The organism is Arenibacter catalasegens (assembly GCF_002909235.1).
Taxonomy (GTDB): domain Bacteria; phylum Bacteroidota; class Bacteroidia; order Flavobacteriales; family Flavobacteriaceae; genus Arenibacter; species Arenibacter catalasegens.
Genome location: NZ_PHQQ01000011.1, coordinates 1 through 20,599, shown reverse-complemented (window position 1 = coordinate 20,599; position 20,599 = coordinate 1). Strand labels below are relative to the sequence as shown.

The 20,599-nt window shown below is 35.3% G+C and carries 22 protein-coding genes; 20 read left to right on the top strand and 2 right to left on the bottom strand.

The window, feature by feature from the left end:
- Positions 1-262 precede the first annotated feature (262 nt).
- The 14 genes from CWD90_RS10345 to CWD90_RS10280 all read left to right on the top strand — a co-directional run bounded on the left by CWD90_RS10345 (position 263) and on the right by CWD90_RS10280 (position 15,075).
- Entirely contained in the window at positions 263-637 is a 375-nt protein-coding gene (locus tag CWD90_RS10345; RefSeq protein ID WP_103475907.1) for an ArsR/SmtB family transcription factor, read from the top strand.
- Positions 634-1,242 (top strand): mercuric transport protein MerTP, encoded by a 609-nt coding sequence (gene merTP, locus CWD90_RS10340; RefSeq protein WP_103475906.1) that lies wholly within the window; start codon positions 634-636, stop codon positions 1,240-1,242. The genes CWD90_RS10345 and merTP overlap by 4 nt, the downstream gene beginning before the upstream one ends.
- Positions 1,243-1,252: 10 nt before the next feature.
- Complete coding sequence (locus tag CWD90_RS10335) at positions 1,253-2,599, top strand: dihydrolipoyl dehydrogenase family protein (protein WP_103475903.1); 1,347 nt, start codon at positions 1,253-1,255, stop codon at positions 2,597-2,599.
- A 12-nt stretch (positions 2,600-2,611) separates the two neighbouring features.
- Entirely contained in the window at positions 2,612-2,833 is a 222-nt protein-coding gene (locus CWD90_RS23455; protein WP_103475900.1) for a GDCCVxC domain-containing (seleno)protein, read from the top strand.
- Between the two features lie 208 nt (positions 2,834-3,041).
- Complete coding sequence (locus CWD90_RS10325; protein ID WP_103475899.1) at positions 3,042-3,443, top strand: ACT domain-containing protein; 402 nt, start codon at positions 3,042-3,044, stop codon at positions 3,441-3,443.
- 201 nt (positions 3,444-3,644) lie between these two features.
- Positions 3,645-4,757, top strand: coding sequence for a glycoside hydrolase family 88/105 protein (locus CWD90_RS10320; RefSeq protein ID WP_103475897.1), 1,113 nt, complete (start codon positions 3,645-3,647; stop codon positions 4,755-4,757).
- Positions 4,758-5,032: 275 nt separating this feature from the next.
- Positions 5,033-6,148: a DUF2914 domain-containing protein gene (locus tag CWD90_RS10315; protein WP_103475895.1), complete on the top strand. Its 1,116-nt coding sequence runs from the start codon at positions 5,033-5,035 to the stop codon at positions 6,146-6,148.
- A 342-nt stretch (positions 6,149-6,490) separates the two neighbouring features.
- Entirely contained in the window at positions 6,491-7,018 is a 528-nt protein-coding gene (locus tag CWD90_RS10310) for a sigma-70 family RNA polymerase sigma factor (protein ID WP_317045719.1), read from the top strand.
- Between the two features lie 130 nt (positions 7,019-7,148).
- Positions 7,149-7,814 carry a VOC family protein gene (locus CWD90_RS10305; RefSeq protein ID WP_103475894.1) on the top strand — a complete coding sequence of 222 codons (666 nt, stop codon included), beginning with the start codon at positions 7,149-7,151 and terminating at the stop codon, positions 7,812-7,814.
- 87 nt (positions 7,815-7,901) lie between these two features.
- Complete coding sequence (locus CWD90_RS10300) at positions 7,902-8,711, top strand: amidohydrolase family protein (protein ID WP_103475891.1); 810 nt, start codon at positions 7,902-7,904, stop codon at positions 8,709-8,711.
- Positions 8,712-9,179: 468 nt separating this feature from the next.
- Entirely contained in the window at positions 9,180-11,357 is a 2,178-nt protein-coding gene (locus CWD90_RS10295) for an amino acid permease (RefSeq protein ID WP_103475889.1), read from the top strand.
- Positions 11,358-11,799: 442 nt separating this feature from the next.
- Positions 11,800-12,222 carry a DoxX family protein gene (locus CWD90_RS10290; RefSeq protein ID WP_103475886.1) on the top strand — a complete coding sequence of 141 codons (423 nt, stop codon included), beginning with the start codon at positions 11,800-11,802 and terminating at the stop codon, positions 12,220-12,222.
- A 123-nt stretch (positions 12,223-12,345) separates the two neighbouring features.
- The gene (locus tag CWD90_RS10285; RefSeq protein WP_157941194.1) at positions 12,346-13,194 is read left to right on the top strand and encodes a metallophosphoesterase; all 849 of its coding nucleotides are present in this window, start codon (positions 12,346-12,348) and stop codon (positions 13,192-13,194) included.
- A gap of 255 nt (positions 13,195-13,449) precedes the next feature.
- Positions 13,450-15,075 carry a recombinase family protein gene (locus tag CWD90_RS10280; RefSeq protein ID WP_103475881.1) on the top strand — a complete coding sequence of 542 codons (1,626 nt, stop codon included), beginning with the start codon at positions 13,450-13,452 and terminating at the stop codon, positions 15,073-15,075.
- Positions 15,076-15,157: 82 nt separating this feature from the next.
- Here the strand turns inward: CWD90_RS10280 and CWD90_RS23015 are convergent, their stop codons facing one another.
- Positions 15,158-15,301, bottom strand: coding sequence for a hypothetical protein (locus tag CWD90_RS23015; protein ID WP_157941193.1), 144 nt, complete (start codon positions 15,299-15,301; stop codon positions 15,158-15,160).
- Positions 15,295-15,924 carry a recombinase family protein gene (locus CWD90_RS10275; RefSeq protein ID WP_103475879.1) on the bottom strand — a complete coding sequence of 210 codons (630 nt, stop codon included), beginning with the start codon at positions 15,922-15,924 and terminating at the stop codon, positions 15,295-15,297. Before CWD90_RS10275 ends, CWD90_RS23015 begins: the two co-directional genes overlap by 7 nt.
- 605 nt (positions 15,925-16,529) lie before the next feature.
- On the opposite strand from CWD90_RS10275, the gene CWD90_RS10270 reads away from it, so the two are divergent.
- The 6 genes from CWD90_RS10270 (at position 16,530) to CWD90_RS10245 (ending at position 20,375) form a co-directional block, all read left to right on the top strand.
- Complete coding sequence (locus CWD90_RS10270) at positions 16,530-17,213, top strand: DUF4145 domain-containing protein (protein WP_103475876.1); 684 nt, start codon at positions 16,530-16,532, stop codon at positions 17,211-17,213.
- A gap of 134 nt (positions 17,214-17,347) precedes the next feature.
- Positions 17,348-18,283, top strand: a complete 936-nt coding sequence (locus CWD90_RS10265) for a DUF5677 domain-containing protein (RefSeq protein ID WP_157941192.1) — start codon at positions 17,348-17,350, stop codon at positions 18,281-18,283.
- Between the two features lie 181 nt (positions 18,284-18,464).
- The gene (locus CWD90_RS10260; protein ID WP_103475872.1) at positions 18,465-18,722 is read left to right on the top strand and encodes an LPXTG cell wall anchor domain-containing protein; all 258 of its coding nucleotides are present in this window, start codon (positions 18,465-18,467) and stop codon (positions 18,720-18,722) included.
- Entirely contained in the window at positions 18,719-19,354 is a 636-nt protein-coding gene (locus tag CWD90_RS10255) for an AbiV family abortive infection protein (RefSeq protein ID WP_103475871.1), read from the top strand. The genes CWD90_RS10260 and CWD90_RS10255 overlap by 4 nt, the downstream gene beginning before the upstream one ends.
- 422 nt (positions 19,355-19,776) lie before the next feature.
- Positions 19,777-20,169, top strand: a complete 393-nt coding sequence (locus CWD90_RS10250; protein WP_103475870.1) for a hypothetical protein — start codon at positions 19,777-19,779, stop codon at positions 20,167-20,169.
- Positions 20,170-20,171: 2 nt separating this feature from the next.
- Positions 20,172-20,375 (top strand): hypothetical protein, encoded by a 204-nt coding sequence (locus tag CWD90_RS10245; RefSeq protein WP_157941191.1) that lies wholly within the window; start codon positions 20,172-20,174, stop codon positions 20,373-20,375.
- The last annotated feature ends 224 nt before the right edge of the window (positions 20,376-20,599 follow it).

The following is a 20,599-nucleotide window of genomic DNA, read 5'->3' as shown; positions in this document are numbered from 1 at the left end:
TTTAATTTCCCTCTCATGGAGAGATATCAGCACTGCAGCTTTCAATATTACAGGGTGAAGTTAAATTTAGGTAACAATATTTTCAGGTCTAGGGTTCCTAGGTACATTAAAAATACGACCGGTAAATGTACATTTTAAGTATCTAGATCTGTAGACAGTTTAACGTAACACCGAAAATTAGCAAAAAGTTAAAATTTTTCCAAAATCAAATGTTTATTATTTTAGTATTTGCTTAAATAAGAAAATAGTGTACTTTTGTTTTATGGAAAAAAATTCATGTATTAGACAACAGGCCGATGTTGAACAAATAACTCGATGTAAGGACTTGGTCTTGGAATTGAATGATTCGTTCGACTATTTGGCCAACGGACTTGCCATGGTTGGAAACAGCGTAAGGCTCAAAATACTTTATTTACTCTCTGAAGAAAAAAGACTCTGTGTCTGTGATTTGAGTGATATCCTTGGTATGAATGTTTCGGCTATATCCCAACATTTAAGAAAAATGAAAGACAGGAATCTGATTGAGACCGAACGCCAGGCACCGATAATTTTTTATTCATTAACGCCAGAATATGAAAAATTACTAAATCCATTTTTTAAAATCCTCGATAAAAACAAAATTTTAAACATGGTATGAAAAAAGTTAGCAAATTATTCGGTGCAGGTCTAATAACAGCGATTACAGCTTCCTTATGCTGCATAACCCCCGTTTTGGCCCTAGTGGCAGGAACAAGCGGAATCGCCTCAGCATTCTCCTGGTTAGAACCAATTAGACCGTATTTGATTGGAATCACCATTTTAGTGCTTGCCTTTGCATGGTATCAGAAACTAGTCCCAATAGCTTCCGAGACCCAAAAGGAAGTTGATTGCGAATGTGAAACGGAACTGAAACCAAAATTCACTCAGTCAAAAACTTTTTTGGCAATTATAACTGTTTTTACAATTGTCATGTTGGCTTTTCCTTATTATTCAGGCATTTTTTACCCAAATACCGCAAAGCAAATAATAGTAGTTGATAAATCGGATATTAAAACAACGGAATTTAAAATCAGCGGAATGACCTGTGCAAGTTGTGAATCCCACGTAGACCACGAAGTAAATAAACTGGATGGAATAGTAAACGCAAAAGCATCTTACGAAAATGGAAATGCTGTCATTGAATATGACAGAACTAAGACCAGTGAGACAGAAATTGAAAGCGCAATTAATGCAACGGGTTACAAAGTAATCGCCAAAAAATAAATGGATTCGTATGAAAGAATATGATGTTTTCATTATTGGTTCTGGAATGGCCGGTATGACTATAGCCAATAAATGTGCCTCAAAAGGTCTATCAGTTGGTATTACGGATGAATTACCATACGGAGGAACTTGTGCATTGAGGGGTTGCGACCCAAAAAAAGTTATTATAGGTGCTACTGAAGTTCAAGATTTTGCTAAAAGACTTAAAGGAATCGGTATAGATACCATACCGAAAGTCAATTGGAAAGATATAATGGCCTTTAAACAATCTTTTGTGGATGAAATGCCACCAAAAATTGAAAAAGGATATAAAAAAAATGGAATTGATACCTTTCATAGTTCTGCAAAATTTGTGTCAGAAAACATGTTGGAAGTTGGAAAAGACAAGATAAAGGCTAAAAAAATGGTAATCGCTTCGGGTTCCAAGCCACTGGTTTTAGAATTTGAAGGAGGCCATTATGCCAAATCCAGTACCGATTTCTTGAATTTAGCAAAATTGCCGAAATCTTTATTATTTATCGGGGGTGGATATATCGCTTTTGAGTTTGCACATATAGCGGCTCGATGTGGAGCAGAAGTGACGATTGTACATCGTGGAAAAAACCCCTTGGAAAATTTTGAACAAGATATAGTAAAGCGCCTTATTTCTGCCACAAAGGAATTAGGTATAAAACTCATTCTTAATACAGAGGTGACGGCTATTGAGAAAGTTAATGATCAATATCGAGTTAAAGGTAAAACTGCAGAGAAAACAGAATATTTTGAAACTGAAGCTGTTTTTAATTCTGCCGGACGACCCCCTGCAATATTTGATTTGAATTTGGACAGAGCTAAAATCGCTTTTACCAAAAAAGGTATTACAGTGAACAAATACCTTCAAAGTACCTCAAACCCACATATTTATGCAGCGGGCGATGCGGCAGATTCAGAAGGTCTGCCTTTAACACCAGTTGCAGTTTTGGAAGGCCATACGGTTGCCTCAAATATAATCAAAGGCAATCATAAAGAAATAAGCTATCCACCAATGCCAACAGTAGTTTTTACTTTGCCTACTATGGCTTCTGTTGGATATACCGAATCGCAAGCGAAAGAGCTGAACTACAATATTCGGGTAAATTATAAAGAAGTAGGAAGTTGGTTCAATGCGAGGCGTTTAAATGTAGAGAAATACGCATATAAAATCATAATTGACGAAGATACTCAAACAATCTTGGGAGCACATCTAATTGGACCGCATTCAGAAGAAACTATAAATCTTTTTGCCATGGCCATAAAATCAAAGATGAAAGTCAATGACATTAGAACGATGATATTCTCCTACCCAACATTGGCATCAGATATACCACATATGCTTTAATAATAAAATTGAATGGAAACTATATTAAAATCAGAAATTACATGTCCAAATTGTGGACATAAAAAAGTAGAGGATATGCCAACGGACGCTTGTCAATTCTTTTACGAATGTGACAATTGTAAAACGGTGCTAAAACCAAAGGAAGGAGATTGTTGTGTTTACTGCTCTTATGGAACGGTTTCTTGCCCATCTATTCAAGAAAACAAAAGTTGTAATGATTCAGGTTGTTGCTAACCCGTAAATATTTAACCTTTGGGCTGTTAACTATTATTCAAAAATTACATTTTACAGCTTATTCAATACTAGGAAGATTATTTTGATAAATTCTCAGATTTTATAGAAGGCTTATTGTTCCAGTTTGTGTAAATTGATGTGTTCTAGGGGATGCCAAACTCTGTTCCCTCCTTTGGGAAATCTAATTGGACCTTAAAAACTGAATCTAATGAGTGGAGAAACCAATATAGCCAAATTAATACATGGAATGTCCCCTAAATTAAACAAGGGCGAATACGTATTTTGTTCTGTTAAAGATATAACCACCATAGACCGAAAGGACACGATTTGTGAGTTCAAGGAAAAGGAAGGGACAACCATTGTAATTTCCAGAAATAAAGCAGACGAATTAAACCTACCCTATGCGTATGTAGCATCTTGGATTACCTTAATGGTTCATTCCTCTCTGGAAGCAGTTGGTTTAACTGCACTATTTTCAACCACTTTGACAAAAAACAATATAAGCTGCAATGTCATTGCCGGGTATTACCACGACCACATTTTTGTGGATAAAAAAGATTCGGAAAAAGCAATGCTGGTTCTTACCGCCCTGTCAAAAAGTAACCTTTAATTATTGCCTTCAACATACTAAAAGCATAATTCATTCCAATTCTTGGTTTCACAATGCATTTCCCTATAACGATATTAAACTTCCATGGAATTTAGTTGTAAGTATTGACTTTAATTTCAAACTTTAATGCTCCATAATTTTTACTATCTTGTCTTTCTTATAACGTAAGAATAATCAACCATAAAAAAAATAACTTCACCAATGAACAAATCAAAATTTTTAAAAACGTTTTTAGCAATTGTTATAACTACCATCTCGCAAGCACAGGAAATAAAGTCGACCGAAGTTATTCAAGTTATGGAAAAAGTAGCCGACTGGCAAGTAGAACATTATCAAGATTTGTTCAGTGGTCATGACAAGCCACACCACCCATTGGACTGGACCAATGGCGCCTTATATGTGGGTATGGTGAAATGGGCTGCCATGGCAGAAAATGACAAATATTACGAATGGCTGAAAGATATTGGAGAAAAAAACGAATGGCAATTACACCGTAGGAAATATCATGCCGATGACCATACCGTAGGTCAATTATATATTGAACTGTATCGTAAATATTTGGATAAGGACATGATAGAACCAACCAAGGAGCAATTCAATTTTATTATGTACCATCCGGCACAAACCTCCTTACATTGGAGGTCTCCCTATCACCAGAGCCGTTGGAATTGGTGCGATGCCCTTTTTATGTCGCCTCCCGTTTGGGCTAAACTTTACAATTTAACAGGGGAAAAAAAATATCTAGACTTTATGATGACAGAATTTAAGGCAACTACAGATTTCCTGTTCGATAAAAAAGAACATCTCTATTACAGGGACGAAAGTTATATGGGAAAACTAGACAATGGCACCAAAATATTTTGGTCTAGAGGTAACGGTTGGGTATTTGCTGGGCTCGTTAATATAATGAACGAGCTAAGTCCGCAAAGTAAGGAGTATAAATACTTCCTTAAAATTTATAAAAAAATGGCAAACAAACTACTCAAAATCCAAACCCCGGAAGGACATTGGGCTATGAGTCTTTTGGGACAAAGCTTTTACCCTACACCAGAAACAAGTGGTACTTCCTTTAATGTGTATGGCTTGGCTTGGGGAATAAATCAGGGAATATTGGATAAGGCAACATTTGCCCCAGCAGTACAAAGGGGATGGAATGCCTTGGTTGGCCATGTTACGCCAGAAGGTATGTTGGGTTATGTTCAACCCATTGGTGCGGCACCAGGAAAGGCTTGGGCCGACAAAAGCGAAGTTTATGGTACTGGTGCCTTTTTAAGCGCTGGTTCCGAAGTTTATAAATTGTACGGCGGAAAATAGAACTATTTATTATCTCCTAAAACATAAGTATTTTAACGAAAACTAATGTTTTAGGAGGTATAATATATAGCTACTTCACTTATTGGTCCAGCTAAAAAAATTTTAGATTTATTCATCTTTCGGGTGGACAACACCTATAGGAATCAGAATTTTAAAGATTATTTAGAATGAGTTTTATGAATACCCATCTATAATGTTGTTGAAGTAAAAACTTATGCAATTGGGTCAGCCCCGCACCTATTATTCCTTTAAATTTATGCGTTGCCAAATATGGAATGAAAAGAGCCTTAGTTAAGTTTAGAAATAGCCAATTTCGGAGTTTTATCAGAAAACATGAAAAATATGCTCCAATCCTATTTTTTATAGGTGGATTTGTTTTTGATACCCTCACCCTAGGACGTGTAGATCGGTTATATGACCTTATTGTACTTAGTTTACATATGAGCTCCTTGACCATTACCCTTTATCTTTATAATTTGGCAGATGATGGTAAATGGAACAACACTTTTCTGGAACGGTTCGTAGAATATTTTCCTTTGGCTATCCAATTTTTCTTTGGGGGCCTTTCCAGTGCATATGTCATTTATTTTTCACGAAGTGTGTCCATGTCAAAAACGGTATTCTTTCTGATTATACTGCTGGTCCTACTTTTTGCCAATGAATTGCTCAAAAAAAGGATCTCCAACAAATACTTACAGTTTAGTGTGTATTTCTTTATAAGCTTCACCTTCTTCACTTTTATGGTTCCTGTCTTCATCAAAGAAATGAGCACACAAATTTTTATTCTATCGGGTCTAATAAGTTTATGCTGTACGTTGGCGCTCATAACTATTATCTATAACCTAAGTCCAAGTACTAGAACCGAAGTACATTTGGCCAAACTCATTGGCCTTGTTCTTTCCATCTATGTAATGATTAATGTATTCTACTTTTTTAGGCTTATCCCACCTGTTCCAATGGCCTTAAGCAATGGTATTGTAGCACATAACATTAAGGTGGAAAACAACAAATATGTGGTAACATATGAAACTGATGAATGGTATGTATTCTGGAGGAAACACAGACTTAAGTTTATTCAAAAACCAGAAGACGATGTTTACGTTTTTTCATCAATATTTGCTCCAACCGATTTAGAAAAAACTGTTTTGCACCGCTGGAAATGGTACAATGAGGACAATCGTAAATGGGAAATTATTGAAGACATTGGTTATGACATCACTGGGGGCCGGGATGGGGGGTTTCGCGGCTATACCTATAAACACAATTTAAGACAAGGCCTATGGAAGGTTGAAGTACTTACCCAAGAAGAGTTGGTACTGGGTATAATAGACTTTGAAATTATAACCAGTGAAGACCTACAGCCCAAAAGAGTAATCAATAAAGTATTCTGACCCATACTGCATGCGGAAATCGGCCAGTATAATTAATTAAAAACCTTAAAGATATACCAATTACAAAAACCATTGGCAATCAATACATTACACCTGCCAATTGTAAATACGAATAAAAAACTAATATTTTGTGTATCCTTTGTGATCAAAGTCAGTCTCCTTAGTGAATTTTAAATTTTATAAATATGAATAATTGTAAATGCACTAATTGTGAATGCACCAAATGTAATTGTGTAAACTGTCTGGAGAACAACTGCTCCTGCACCAAATGCGATTGTACAAAATGTGAATGTTGCTAAAAAAGGTTGGTCCCTCTGGACCAACCTTGTATATTAGTGAACTATGAAGATGGAAACGGCAGCTATATGGGAAAGTTTCAACAGTGAAATTTATTTTTTCACTCTAAAAAAAGTAAAGGATACAGATATCACCAATGAAGTGATTCAAAATTCATTCTTAAAAATTCATCAGAGTATAGGCACTCTAAAAGAGCCTGAAAAATTAAAGGCTTGGGTGTTTCAAATTGTGAGAAATGAAATTACAAATCACTTCAATCAACGCTCTAAAACCACTTTCACTCCTAAAGTGGAATTATTCACCACTTCCAATAGTTATAGCGACCTATGTTGTTTAGATCGTTTTATAAATAACTTACCAGGGCAGTACAAAGAAGTAGTTGAATTGGTTTACCTTAAAGGTAAGTCCCAAGTTGAAACAGCTGCGTTAATCGGTATCAGTTTGTCCAATGTAAAAGCTAGAATTAGGCGGGCGAAATTAATCCTTATCAATAATTTTAATACCTGCTGTAAGTTCAGATTAAACGCAGAAGGAAAACTTGTTGGGGATTCGAACTGTAGCCGCTGTACTTAGACCCTATCCTCCCCTACTCCATGTTTACGCCCAACCGTCCCTGGAAATGCCCAAGATTTCTTATCTTAGGGAAGCAATAGATTATATATTAATAACCTTTTCCTATTGTGATTTAGCTTAGTCTGCCACCATGAAAATCCAGGAACTAAGATTGTATTCCCCTAAAATAAGGGTCCAGGAACGGTTCTATTCCCAAGTTTTGGGATTACCTATTATTGATAGGTCCAATTCGCATGTTTCTATTCAAATTGGGAATTCAATTCTACATTTTGAATACCGCCAGACTGCGACCCCCTATCATTTTGCGATAAACATCCCATCCAACAAGGAAGAAGAGGCCTTAAAATGGTTAAAGTCAAGATGTCCAATCCTAAAGGACGGTCAAGATGAACTTATTAACTTTACAGCCTGGAACGCGAAAGCCATCTATTTTTATGATGAAGCCCAAAACATTGTTGAACTCATAGCCCGTAAAAATCTTAAAAACGCCTCTGACCACAATTTTGGGCAAGAACAATTCTTGGAGATATCGGAAATAGGAGTGCCTACAACAGATATTGAAAGGGAATATAACTCCTTAACCAAGGTTTTGGATATAACCATTTATGATGGCGGATTTGGAAACTTTTGTGCTATTGGTGATGAAAACGGATTGTTCATCTGCATAAATAGGAATAGAAAAAATTGGTACCCTACGCAAGACAAAGCCTACCCTTCAGAGTTTGAGATAAAATTGTCCCAGAAAGGAAAAATCTACGGAATTGAATTTAAAAACGGAAAAATTAAAGTGGAATAACCTTAATTATTTTAAGCAACTAGTGTACTTTAATACCAATTGTAATATAGCTTCCTTACTTTTACATGTAAACTTAACTCCTTGTCCATGATTATCGACGTACATACTCATATTAATAACTACCATGAAGATAGGGTAGTTTCTTTGGAAGAATGCCTGAATCTACTGACCGATACAATGAAAGAGAATAAGGTAGATTATTCTTTGGTGCTTACCTCTTACAAGGTCAACGAACACAGGCCGAGCACCAAAAAAGTAGTCGAAGCCATAAGTGGAAGGGATAACCTAGGGGTGGTTGCCGGTATCAGTTATTTAAATTACAACCATAGGGACCTAAGGGAAATAAGCGAATTTTTAGAGCAAGGGCTTATAAAAGGATTAAAACTTTATCCTGGTTACGAACCCTTCTACCCCAATGACAATAGACTTAAGGTGGTTTATGATATGGCCTTAGAATATGATGTACCTGTTATGTTTCATTCCGGTGATACCTATTCGCCAACAGGAAGGATCAAATATTCCCATCCCATACATATTGACGATGTAGCGGTGGATAACCCGGACCTAAAAATAGTCATCTGCCATGTCGGCAATCCCTGGATCAAAGACTGCATGGAAGTGGTTTATAAGAATAAAAATGTACATAGCGATTTCTCTGGTTTGGTATTGGGCAATTTTTCTGATAAGTTTGAAAGATACATGAAAAAGGAGCTGGAAGAAATGATTACCTACGCCGGGGACCCAGAATACCTTTTATACGGTACAGATTGGCCTATCTCCAATATGCATTCTTATCTCAATTTTATGAAACAATTGGATCTGCCCGAAGAGAAAAAAGAACTTATTCTTTGGAAAAACGCAGCGGAACTTTTTAAGATTGATGTTTCCAAGTTCTAAAACGCACTATTAATTTATCGTAGTCTTTATACCTGAACCTTTTACTTTGTTGGTTCAACATAGTGCTTAAATCCGTTTATGTTGGTATATGCATCTCATTTCGTTGAGACAAATTTCACTTAAATCTAAAATATTCCCCTCTTTTCACAACTTCAGTCTTAAGCAAATCCCTACCGGGAATAGAAGGGAAGTAATTTACAAGCCAGCGCAATAGATTAGGGGTAGATAATAATTTGTACCACGGGCCATCAAAATTCGTAGTCGAGGAAAATGTTAAAATGTATGGGTACACTTGGTGCTTAATCAAAAATAAATGAATATCTTAAAGGTGAGCAATTGCTGACTAAGGTAGCGCATTTAGTACTTGATAATCTGTATATTCATGGCCAATAGGTACAATTGGAACGCTCCAAAAAACTATACAAAGTCCGATTTACTCCCTCCAAGGGCTTTTAAAAAAACTAGAATATGATCAAGAAGACCTTCGGTACATTTGCTGGGGTGTTTACACCTACCACTTTAACCATACTGGGCGTGATCATGTACATCCGCCAGCCATGGGTAGTAGGTAATGCCGGGGTCTTAGGGGCTGTAGGCATAGTTCTTTTATCGGTTGCCATTACGCTTACAACGGCTCTTAGCTTATCGTCTATAACCACCAACATAAGGATTGGAAGTGGAGGTGCCTTTAGTTTAATTTCGCAATCCCTTGGACTGGAAATTGGGGGTGCCATAGGCATTCCATTTTATTTTGCCCAGTCCATTGCTGTTGCTATGTATATTTTCGGTTTCCGTGAGGGTCTACAAACCCTAACTCCAGATGTTAATCCGTTAATCCTTGACCTATTGATTTTCGCAGTTGTCATGGGAATTGCTTTTATAAGTACCAGTTTCGCCTTTAAAATCCAATTTGTGATTTTGGGAATTATTGTTCTTTCCTTGGTGTCCATTTACGGGTCACTATTTGTCAACGAACTAAATTATAATATTGAATGGACGGGCACTTACCCTGGATCTATCGAAAACGATTTTAACGGTTCCTCCTTTTGGATTGTATTTGCTGTCTTTTTCCCGGCCGTTACTGGGGTAATGGCCGGAGCCAATATGTCTGGAGACCTCACAAATCCACGTAAAAGTATTCCTGTCGGCACCATTTCATCGGTAATAATTACGACCATAATTTATGTTAGTCTAATTTTTGTTGCCGCGGTTATAGCCACCCCGGACGAACTGGCAAAAAATTACAATGTATTCATTGACAAATCACTGTATGGTCCCATAGTGCTGGCAGGTCTGTTAGGGGCTACCCTTTCCTCCGCTCTGGGCTCGTTTGTGGGAGCTCCAAGAATATTATTGGCCTTGGGAGAAAAGAATATTCTCCCAAAAAGTCAGAAATTGGCAAAAAAATCTAAAAAAGGAGAGCCTGTGAATGCCATGTTGATAACCGCAGTACTTGTTCTCTTTGGCATATCGTTGAGAAATTTGAATACCATTGCCCCATTGCTCACCATGTTTTTTATGATTACCTATGCAATGGTAAATGTAGTGGCCCTCGTGGAGCAGACCTTGGGTTTGCCCAGTTATAGACCGACCCTAAAAATTCCGATTATTGTCCCGGCCATTGGGGCCTTTGGCTCCATTGCCATCATGTTTGTACTGAACGTGATCATTGCCCTATTTTCATTGATATTTATAGTAATATTCTACCTGTACCTTGTAAAAATGAATATTAAATCGGCCGCAGGGGACTCCCGAAGTGGTCTATTCACGGCCTTGGCGGAATGGGCTACAAAAAAAACAAACAGTTTGCGCCAAGAAAGGGAAGTACGGTCCTGGCGTCCAGACCTTTTAATTCCCGTAACAATGCCCAAGGAGCTCAGAAGTTCGTTTAAACTTATACATTCCATAATATATCCTAAAGGCTCTGTAAAGATATTGGCACTAAGAAATGAGAATGAGGTAGAACAGAGAAACATGGAGAACTTTCTAAAAAATGCCGTAAAAAAATTTAAGGAAAGTGATGTATCGGTTTCCTATACCGTAATAGATAACACCGACTTTAACACTACCGTAAATGTTAGCATGCAGTCGCTCAATGCGGCCTTCTTTAAGCCCAACATCATCTTTGCAAGTTTGGATTCCGCCACTTCCAATCTGGGATATTACAACCGATTAATATTGGATAGTAAAAAGAATAATTTTGGGATGATTATTTACATTCCTTACGCCACCGCCAGTCTGGCCATAGAAAAAAGCATCAACCTGTGGATGACCAATATTCCGGTAGACTGGAAGGCAACATTTAGTGTTAAGGACAATAACCTGTCCGCCCTAATATCGCTTTTAATTTGCCGTAACTGGAAAGGAAACATTGATGTTCATATTCTGAATAACAATCCTAAATTGGTTTTCTCCGAAACCGACATCGAAGACCTGAACACTATGGTCAGATTTCCCAAGAACACTTCAATAAATATACAACAGGGCGACTTGCTGGAGAATGTGATTCAACAGAAGAACGCCGACGTCAACATTTTTAATATTGAGCAGGGAATGACCATTGATGACATGGTCAAAATTGTAAATGAATCCCGTATATCCGCCGTTTTTTGCGCCGACTCGGATTTTGAGAATGTATTGGTTTAGAAAAATAAAAGGCTATTCGCCATCCAAATTACAACATACTCAAATGCGATGGAAGAGACCATGGATTGACTTATTACAAAGTGATTTTGGAAAATCCTCAATGTTTAATAGTTCTAATTTAAGTCCTGTTTTGTAAGGATTTCAGCTTGGTCCAAGATTTAATTTCTTCATTTTTGGGTCATAGAAATCTTGGCCCTAATAGAACCTTTATAGTCGATTACCTCAGGGCAAGCCCATGAGGAATCGAAAGGAAACTACTTATAATATTTCCACGCCCGCCTGAACGGAACGGGCAGGTCCACCCGTTCCGTTCAGGCGGGCAAGAGTAGTAGTAATCAAATCTCCTTAGTGAGTAAAAGGACCGTTAAATGGTATCCCTAATATTTATTACATATCATTAAAAATGAGTATCTTAGGGTAGGTAACAAATAAATTTAGAGTTATGGCAACAATTAAATCTTTAAACAAATGGGCCAATGCACACACTTATTATCCCTTGGATTTGTTAAGAGTTGCGTTGGGTGTTTTTCTATTTATGAAAGGCGTGGATTTTATGTCCAATCACCAACAAATGGCGGAAATAATTAAACCTTTCCAAGGCATTCCAGGAGGTATGCTTATCATTCATTATGTGGCTCCTGCCCATTTTGTAGGGGGATTTTTATTGGTAATAGGCCTGCTGACCCGTTGGGCGGTTTTTGCACAGCTACCAATTTTAATGGGTGCGGTACTGGCCAATTTTCTTGGGGAGATGAACACCAGGAACTTAGTTTTAGCTACTATTACTTTGTTGGTTTGTATTTTCTTTTTATTCTATGGTTCTGGTAAACATTCCGCGGATTATTATTTAAAAATGCAGAAATAAGGCCATTAATACCGTATTTAAATTATATTTAAGTTTAATTTAAATCGGTTTATTGTTATCATGCCTTATTCGTTTGCAACCCTTAGTTTTAAAAAGTATATTAAAAATTACTGGATTTTATCGTTGTCGATAATTTTCCTTTTTTCCTGTGGAGAAAATAAAAGTTCCGACTCCAATACAGATGATGTACCAACGGAAGAAATCTCCGCCACATCGTTCACAGCAATTGGTGACGTTCCCTACAATGAAGAACAGCGTCAAGGATTAATTAATATTATTTCTAAACACAACAACACCAATACTTCAGAATTTGTTATCCATGTCGGAGACATTAAACCGGGTGCGGTAAACTGTGATGAAGAAGTCTACATAGATGTTGCAGAAATATTAAAAACATTTAAAGTGCCTACCTTTATAGTTTTGGGAGACAATGAATATAACGACTGTGAAAACCCAGAACAAGGATTACAGTATTGGAACAAACATTTCTTGCATTTTAATGAAAATTGGTCCTTTGATCCTCAGGTCACATATCAAACGGAACGTCCGGAAAATTTTAGTTGGATAGAGAACAAGGTTTTATTTATGGGCATTAATCTTGTTGGAAGTCAGGTTCATGATTCCATAGAGTGGACGGAAAGATTAACACAAAACGGACTCTGGATTAAAACGTTACTGGAGAAACAAAAGAATAATGTAAATGCTATGGTTGTATTTGCCCACGCCAATATTGTGGAAGCTGGTCCTGATAAATTTAAACCATTTACTGATTTGTTTAGAGCCGCCTCCCTATCTTTTGGAAAACCCGTTCTTATGGTTCAGGGCGATGGACATTTTTGGATAAAGGATAAGCCGTGGCAAGAACAAAATATTACCCGTTTACAAATAGATGGGCGAGACACAGCGGTAAAAATTACCGTAGACCCGAATCTAGACTACCCCTTTTTATTCGATAGGAATTTTTTAAATTGATTTCTATAAATAGAATTATCCCTAATTATGATTGCCATGCCTTGAATTTATCTAAGCATATCTTAACTAGGGATAATTTTAAACATTATGTACTACGTGCCTATTACATATAACACGTAAAATACGCCAACAATATTGGTTATATTTCTTCGGCCAGCCAAGCTTTCATCATCCAGACTGTCTTTTCCTGCTGTGAAGTAAATATAATACCATCATTATCAATAAATTTCTATCTTTACTGAAATCCAATCAGTTATGTTAGGAATTTATTGCAGGATTTCAGGTGATAAAGAAGAAGGTAAAGATCGTTCTATCCATGAACAAAAAAAACAAGGGATCAAATTATCCAAAATATTAAAACTTCCTTATAAACTTTATATAGATGAACACATCAGTAGTTTGGGTGATATTAAGGATAGGCCACAATTCGGTAATCTCCTAGATGATATCCAATCAGGTCTCATAACCCATGTATTCGGATATGATAAAACAAGATTGGAACGAAACCTATATGTCCGATTATTATTACATAAACTATTAAAAGAGAATAAAGTCAGATTGTTTGAACTATCAGGTGAAATTGACCTATATGATGAAAGGAAAATGATGGTTGATAATATATTTTCTGTGATGGGTGAGTATGATGTTAGAATTACAAGACAGAAAGTAAAATCAATAATCAAAACAAATGTAGAGGAAGGAAGGGTTCACGCTCTATCACCATATGGTTATACCAAGGATATCAATAAGCTGATGGTGATCGATGAAGAAGAATCCAAGGTCGTGAGGAAGATATATGATCTCGCCGAGAAAAGAACACCATATAGAAAGATCGCTGATATTCTAAACGATGAAAAAATTCCAACCCGATATAATAAGATCGGTATAAACGGTAAAAAGTTATATGAGGTTAAGAACAACTTTACAAATGAGATTACGGTAAAACAAAAGAAGAATACCAAATGGATTTCCACCACAGTATATCAGATATGTAAGAACCCGACGTATAAAGGGGAACGAATTTTCAATGGTATTACCTACCCAGTCCCCGAAATAATCACTACCACCCAATGGAACAAAATCCAGAGATGTAAGAACAAAGGTGGAAGGACTAACAAACACAAATACCTATTGAACGATGTAATGTCCTGTGGTAAATGTGATAAGAGATATGTTGGCAGGATGACCTCAACATATGATGACTCATATAGATGTGTAACCAAACAATATAAGAACCCCACTTGTAATAACCGTGGGTTTAGGCAACCGATAATCGAAGCCTTCATATGGTCTAGGTTCTTTGTCGATAACCACTTGGAAAAAATCATATCGGATTGGTTCAACAACGACCCGAAAGAAAAGATAGAAGAAGTGGAAAAAATCATCATCGGCATAGAAAAAGAAATTACTTCACATAGGAACAAACGTAGTAGGGCAATAGAACTGACAATAGATGGTACATTATCAAAAGATGATATCAAGGTGCAGTTAAAGAAGATAGATAATAAATTGGAAGAATTGAATATCATATTACAGAACCATATGGAAACACTATCCACCTATTCCAATAGTAGCCACAAGTTATCAGATGTAAGAAAGGATATGCACAAGATATTCTTTGACACCTCCTTCAATATGAAAAAGGAATTCATAAAGAAATGGATAAAGGATATCAAGATAGATTATGAACGACCTAATTATTATATCACCATAGAATTCAATATACCTGACTCTCCCGTTGAAACTTATGAATGTGACACCAAGTACCGAAGATTTATAGATACTTCGGGAGAGGTTGTTTGGAAACTTTCAAAGATTGAGAAACTAACAGAAGAAGAAATAAAATTGTTAAAGGATGAAAAGAAAACGATAACAGAATGAATAATCTATCAATTATATCACCCCCCCCCATAAAGAGTTGTTTTATCAATGTTCCCTAATGTTTTAATACACCAGCATAGTTTTATTTAACCCCATAGCCAGTTTTTAAATCAATATAATCCGTTATTGATACAAACGGTTCTTTCCTTAGTCCTTCCACGAATTCCTCTCCCCTTTTCTTTTCATAAATTTCTCGGAGTTCCTTCTTTCGTTTTTTACTTAACATGGAGCTTGATTTATTTGTTCGTTGAGGTTTATTACTTTATAAATGGTTGAGAAACTACAATCCCTCATATTGGATATTTCTCTAACGCCATACCCTCTCTCTAAATCCTTTAGAATATCTTTTGATTTAGGTTTATTAAGAAATTTAATTGGAGAATCATTAGTGCCAATCTTTCTGCCGGAATATTTCCATGGCTCCAGTTGCTTTGTTCTTTCGATTCCTTCGGTTCTACGCATATCGATCATATCCTTTTCGAACTTACCCATCATCGATAAGATTGAAACCATCATTTCTGAGAAACTATCTACATTACCTTCATCATTGATATTTTGTAAGTTGGGGTTTCTACAAACCACCCTGATACCTAATTCGGTTAATTCTTTCCAACGAGATAATACATCTATGGTATTTCTGCCCAACCGATCGATAGAATGCACGTGAAGCTCATTTAACTCACCCTTATCGATCAATTCTTTAATTTGTTTTCCCCTTGGACGCTCCCACAATGGAATAGCTCCTGAACACTTATCCGAAATCACATAATCAAACCCCCTTTCAGTATTCTTTAACTGTCGTGAATCCGATTGTTCTTCGGTGCTCACCCTTGAATAAAAAACTTTCATACCGTTACTGTTTTAGATACTAACAATTATACCCTAATATAGTAATTTTTATTGAGATTTACAACTATTTAGATAGCTTAAATGATTACCCCATAGGGTATTCCCTAATCCAGTAACAAGAGGTTATTAAATTCGAAAATGATAGCTGATATCTCGTTGATGTTTCTTGTAAGTAGGAAAAGTTCAAAATGGTTTTACCCATGTATATGCGGTTTTCATATCGACACCAATTTTTTTATTGTGGGTAAAATTCGATTTCATAGGTTAATCATAAATCCAACAGTGAAAATATAGCCTCATGGCGGAACCTACATCTATACTTAAAGGTTGATTAAACCTCAACAGAATTGTATTATTGGTTACTCACTAAAATTATTTAAATTCACTTCTGAGAAATAGGCCAATATAACAGGTTGGAGGTATTCATAATTTCACCGCTTGCATTCTTATGCTATACGCACGTATTAAACGAATTTGACATTTCTATCAACTTATACATAGAAATATTATTAAATTACCCACTTAATAGAAATATAACAACTTGTTACTATAATCAATTGTTGTGGTGCATTTGAGAAACTAATAACCGAAAACAAAAACAAAATATGAATGTAACATACCAAAATACAGCAAGGTCGGTTAAAGACCCTAATATTTGTCCTCATTGTCACGTTACAAATACACCTCATAACAAATGGCATTCAGTATCGAGGGACACAGACAATACACCAATGGTAATAACTGCTTGGCTGTGTTCTAATACTGAATGTCAAAGACTTTTTCTTTGTCAACACAATTGGAATGGAGGATTTAAATTCCACCGTTTTTTAAATGGTTTGCCAAAAGGACCAGATTGGCCTAAACCTATATTGGAATTAAAAGACGGAAAATCAACTGATATTGAAAATCCGATTTCTTCAAAATTTATTAAGACTTATTTGCAAAGTTTAGAAGCTGAAAATTACGGTCTTGATGAATTAGCTGGAATGGGATTTAGAAAAGCAATTGAATATTTAGTTAAAGATTGGGCGATTCAGAATAATCCAGATAAGAAGGAAAAAATAATTGATTCTTGGTTAGGCGTTGCCATAAAAGGTTATTACGAAGGAGATTTAAAAGAAATTTTGGAAAGAGCCACTTGGTTAGGAAATGACCAAGCACATTATAATAGGCTTTTTTCGGAATTTGATATTGATGTTTTAAAGGAGCTAATCGACTTAATAATGGTTGAACTTGATAGACAATATAAAAAAGCTCATTATATTGAAATGATTAAAAGCAAAAAATAAAAACGGACTACAACACCATATATAAAAAATTGCTAGTGTTGTGCCTTAACAATAAGCGCTGCACGTTTGCTACGTCAGACTTTCCGAAGGAAAATCCTCGCACGTAAACCCGCACCTATTCTTATACGACAACCTTGGCAACAAAAAAGATGTATAAATCCATTGAATATATTTTACCCAGAGACCAAAATGAGGTGAAAGCTGAATTAGAAAAGCTTTCATCTTCTATTGATAATGCAGTAGATTTTGGAACACATTTATTAAAATGGCAAATGGATAAAATACAAAGTGGTGATAACCATTTGGTTCCCATTCTATTTTTTAGAAATATATTGGAATTAGCAGATGCAATTTCAATTCTTATAAAAAATTCTTCGGTAGACCCTGCAAAACCACTTGTTCGTTCACTACTTGAAAATTCTTTCGGACTGGAATATCTTTTGGAAAAAGACCAAAAGAATAGAGCATTATCATATATTGTTTGGATTGTTCATAAAGATTTGAAATTCTATGAAAAATTAAATGCTGAAAGTCAAATTGGGAAACAATTTTCTAGTGAAATAAAAAAAGATAAACACGTTCAGAAAGTAGATAGCGATGAAAGCTTGAATAAGTTAGGTAAACTAGATTCAAAAGAACTTTTAAAATTGCCAATTTATCAAAAAATTGAGGAGGAATATCAAAGGAGTAATGATATTAGGAAAAATCCTAAATGGTTTGCCTTATTTGATGGGCCTGCTGACATTGAACAACTTGCTAAAAGATTAAATCACCATACGCTTTATGAAATTGTTTACAGAACGCTTTCTGACAGCGTTCACGCCACTGATTTAATGAAAAGCAAGTTAGTTCCCGGAAAAAATGGACAAACTGATATAATCCAGATTAGATTCCCAAAAGACGCTCAAAATATTACGATGTATACTTTAAATTTTTTGATTATGACCTATTTAGATTTTTACAAAAAAGAACTACCCGAAAGGAAAGACGATGTTGCGAAATGGTATTTGCAATTTCAAGCAATTTATAAAGAATTAAAAGAAAAAGATTTATTTAATATAAAAATATAAAAGCCAGCGGCCACCATATAAAATTATATGTTATTACAAGACTACTTACGAAAATCCTCTCAAATTTTCTATTCAGTTTATATTTGGCAAATTAGTTGCGTTATACACGCAGCATTCCAAATACATAAACGTTGTAATTGATTCAAAACTACATACTATAATAATTGAAATATTTTTAAATATGTTAAACTATAAAAAGGTTTTAGTGATTTGGTTGGCTATCGGAATTCTTTTTGGTGGTTATTTTCTTATAGAACCTGTATCAGAAAAAATTGAAGAAGGGCACTCACGTAGCGGCGATCTTTTCTCCACAAGTGTTAGCGTTCGTGTAAGATATGAAGATAAAAAATATGGACCTAAAATTTTACTTGGAACACTTGTTGGCGCTATACTAATAGGTGGTTTAGGATATTTTAGTTCAAAAAAAAGAGAAGATTGATAAGAGAAAATTATTTTGATGGAATTTTAAAATCTTTATCAAATGCAACGGATTTATTTGATGATGCAGAAATTCTATTCAAACTTAAAAGATACCCGAGAGCTTATGCTCTTTATCAATATACAATTGAAGAAGTGGGCAAAGCTTTTTTAATTTATAATTTTGTTTTAAGTAAAAACCACAATAACGAACACGAACAAAAAGAATTTAAAAAAGAGTTTCGAGACCACAAAACGAAAACTCAAAATGCCATTGGTTTAGATATAATGTTAGCATTCGCAGTCCCAGAAAAAAAAACCAAATCAGCAATTATGTATCAAGTGGCTGAGCACGAAAAAAAAATTAAGAAAATTAACGATTTAAAAAATAGTAGCTTTTACACAGATTTGAGAAATAACAAGTTTATTTTACCCCAAGAAATAATTGATGAAAAAATAACAACTGAAATACAATCTGTTGCTCAAACACGACTTAACGTTGCCAAATCATTTTTAAAAATGGCTATGGAGCATTTTGATAAATTACAGTTATCTGCAAATGATATTGACTTTCAAAAAATGATTGACAGTCCGCCAGAAGAAATTTTGGAATTGATTAAATTTAAATACGGAATTGATATTAAGAAAAAGTAGTGTGCGAAAGCACTATTTACAACAACCTATAAAAATTAAAGGGCAATAGTCCCTTAAATGAATGTTTTGGATACAAATCTTCACATTTATTTACAATTTTTCTTCTTTTTTTACAATCTCATATTTATTGTTAGAAGATTGGTATGTCCCTTACCAGTCCAGTACTACAAACGTAGGTGACAAGGGGGCATTGAATTATTTAGGGGGAGAGTATTTCAAGGGGTGTAATACCAACACATCAAGAACCATCTTATATCCTTTAAACAATAGAATCTAAAAAATTAGAACTCTAAATGTTCTATTCCAGATTAAAGCCTAACAATCCATTCAATCTTATTAAACCTCAACTTTATTAAATCAAATAAACGTTTAAAACCGCCAGATGTAAAAAAGCATGTCCAGAACAACTAAAAAAAACAAACATGAACAAAATAGCGGTAACCATAAGAAAATTCGATTGCAAACACGGCAACTATCAGAACCCATCACGGAAGGTTCTGCACAGACAGATGTTGAAACTCCACAAGAACATCAAAAAGAACGATCCCATATTCACGGAATACGCCATTGAAAAGGACAGTGACAAATCCAAGTACCATTCCCACCTTCTAATCCAATATAACAACAAAAAGAATCTATATGATGAACTATCCAGATTTATAGGAGGTAGTGGATGGAAAATAAGAGAAAATGGATTAGACACCTTTGATGAATGTAATGGTAAATATGGTTGTATTTATACAGAAGAGGTAAGGGGTGAATGGCATTATAGAAGGTATATGAACAAAAAAGAATTAACTAAAACACTAATATGAAAATGATAGAAGATCGAATATCCAAACAACAATTGCAGAAGCTGTATTCAGTAGACAGGTCAACAATCGAATCATGGGTAAAGAACCATGGATTGCCAATGATCATTATTAACTCACATAGCAAATATGTTAAAGCAAATGATCTATGTGCATGGGAAGGAAAATTGATGAAAAATAGAATAACAGAAGATGATGAAGTTGAATAATATTAAAAATATCAGTAGGATTATTTATCTGTTGGATACAAAGATTATCCAACTTTTTAATGCAAAAGAACTGGATGAAGATAGAATTGAGACACTGTCTGGATATTCTATAGATACTGACCCCCCATTCTAGTGATGTTGACCCCTCTTGCTATTTTGGTTTACAAAAGATAAGACATGACAATATTACAGTTTTTTTCTAAGACTATTTCCTTTGAGTTCAA

Bases quoted from the DNA above. Each gene is read 5' to 3' on its own strand.
- CWD90_RS10345 (WP_103475907.1), top strand. From the start codon at position 263: ATGGAAAAAAATTCATGTATTAGACAACAGGCCGATGTTGAACAAATA.
- merTP (WP_103475906.1), top strand. From the start codon at position 634: ATGAAAAAAGTTAGCAAATTATTCGGTGCAGGTCTAATAACAGCGATT.
- CWD90_RS10335 (WP_103475903.1), top strand. From the start codon at position 1,253: ATGAAAGAATATGATGTTTTCATTATTGGTTCTGGAATGGCCGGTATG.
- CWD90_RS23455 (WP_103475900.1), top strand. From the start codon at position 2,612: ATGGAAACTATATTAAAATCAGAAATTACATGTCCAAATTGTGGACAT.
- CWD90_RS10325 (WP_103475899.1), top strand. From the start codon at position 3,042: ATGAGTGGAGAAACCAATATAGCCAAATTAATACATGGAATGTCCCCT.
- CWD90_RS10320 (WP_103475897.1), top strand. From the start codon at position 3,645: ATGAACAAATCAAAATTTTTAAAAACGTTTTTAGCAATTGTTATAACT.
- CWD90_RS10315 (WP_103475895.1), top strand. From the start codon at position 5,033: ATGAAAAGAGCCTTAGTTAAGTTTAGAAATAGCCAATTTCGGAGTTTT.
- CWD90_RS10310 (WP_317045719.1), top strand. From the start codon at position 6,491: ATGAAGATGGAAACGGCAGCTATATGGGAAAGTTTCAACAGTGAAATT.
- CWD90_RS10305 (WP_103475894.1), top strand. From the start codon at position 7,149: ATGAAAATCCAGGAACTAAGATTGTATTCCCCTAAAATAAGGGTCCAG.
- CWD90_RS10300 (WP_103475891.1), top strand. From the start codon at position 7,902: ATGATTATCGACGTACATACTCATATTAATAACTACCATGAAGATAGG.
- CWD90_RS10295 (WP_103475889.1), top strand. From the start codon at position 9,180: ATGATCAAGAAGACCTTCGGTACATTTGCTGGGGTGTTTACACCTACC.
- CWD90_RS10290 (WP_103475886.1), top strand. From the start codon at position 11,800: ATGGCAACAATTAAATCTTTAAACAAATGGGCCAATGCACACACTTAT.
- CWD90_RS10280 (WP_103475881.1), top strand. From the start codon at position 13,450: ATGTTAGGAATTTATTGCAGGATTTCAGGTGATAAAGAAGAAGGTAAA.
- CWD90_RS23015 (WP_157941193.1), bottom strand. From the start codon at position 15,301: ATGTTAAGTAAAAAACGAAAGAAGGAACTCCGAGAAATTTATGAAAAG.
- CWD90_RS10275 (WP_103475879.1), bottom strand. From the start codon at position 15,924: ATGAAAGTTTTTTATTCAAGGGTGAGCACCGAAGAACAATCGGATTCA.
- CWD90_RS10270 (WP_103475876.1), top strand. From the start codon at position 16,530: ATGAATGTAACATACCAAAATACAGCAAGGTCGGTTAAAGACCCTAAT.
- CWD90_RS10260 (WP_103475872.1), top strand. From the start codon at position 18,465: ATGTTAAACTATAAAAAGGTTTTAGTGATTTGGTTGGCTATCGGAATT.
- CWD90_RS10250 (WP_103475870.1), top strand. From the start codon at position 19,777: ATGAACAAAATAGCGGTAACCATAAGAAAATTCGATTGCAAACACGGC.
- CWD90_RS10245 (WP_157941191.1), top strand. From the start codon at position 20,172: ATGATAGAAGATCGAATATCCAAACAACAATTGCAGAAGCTGTATTCA.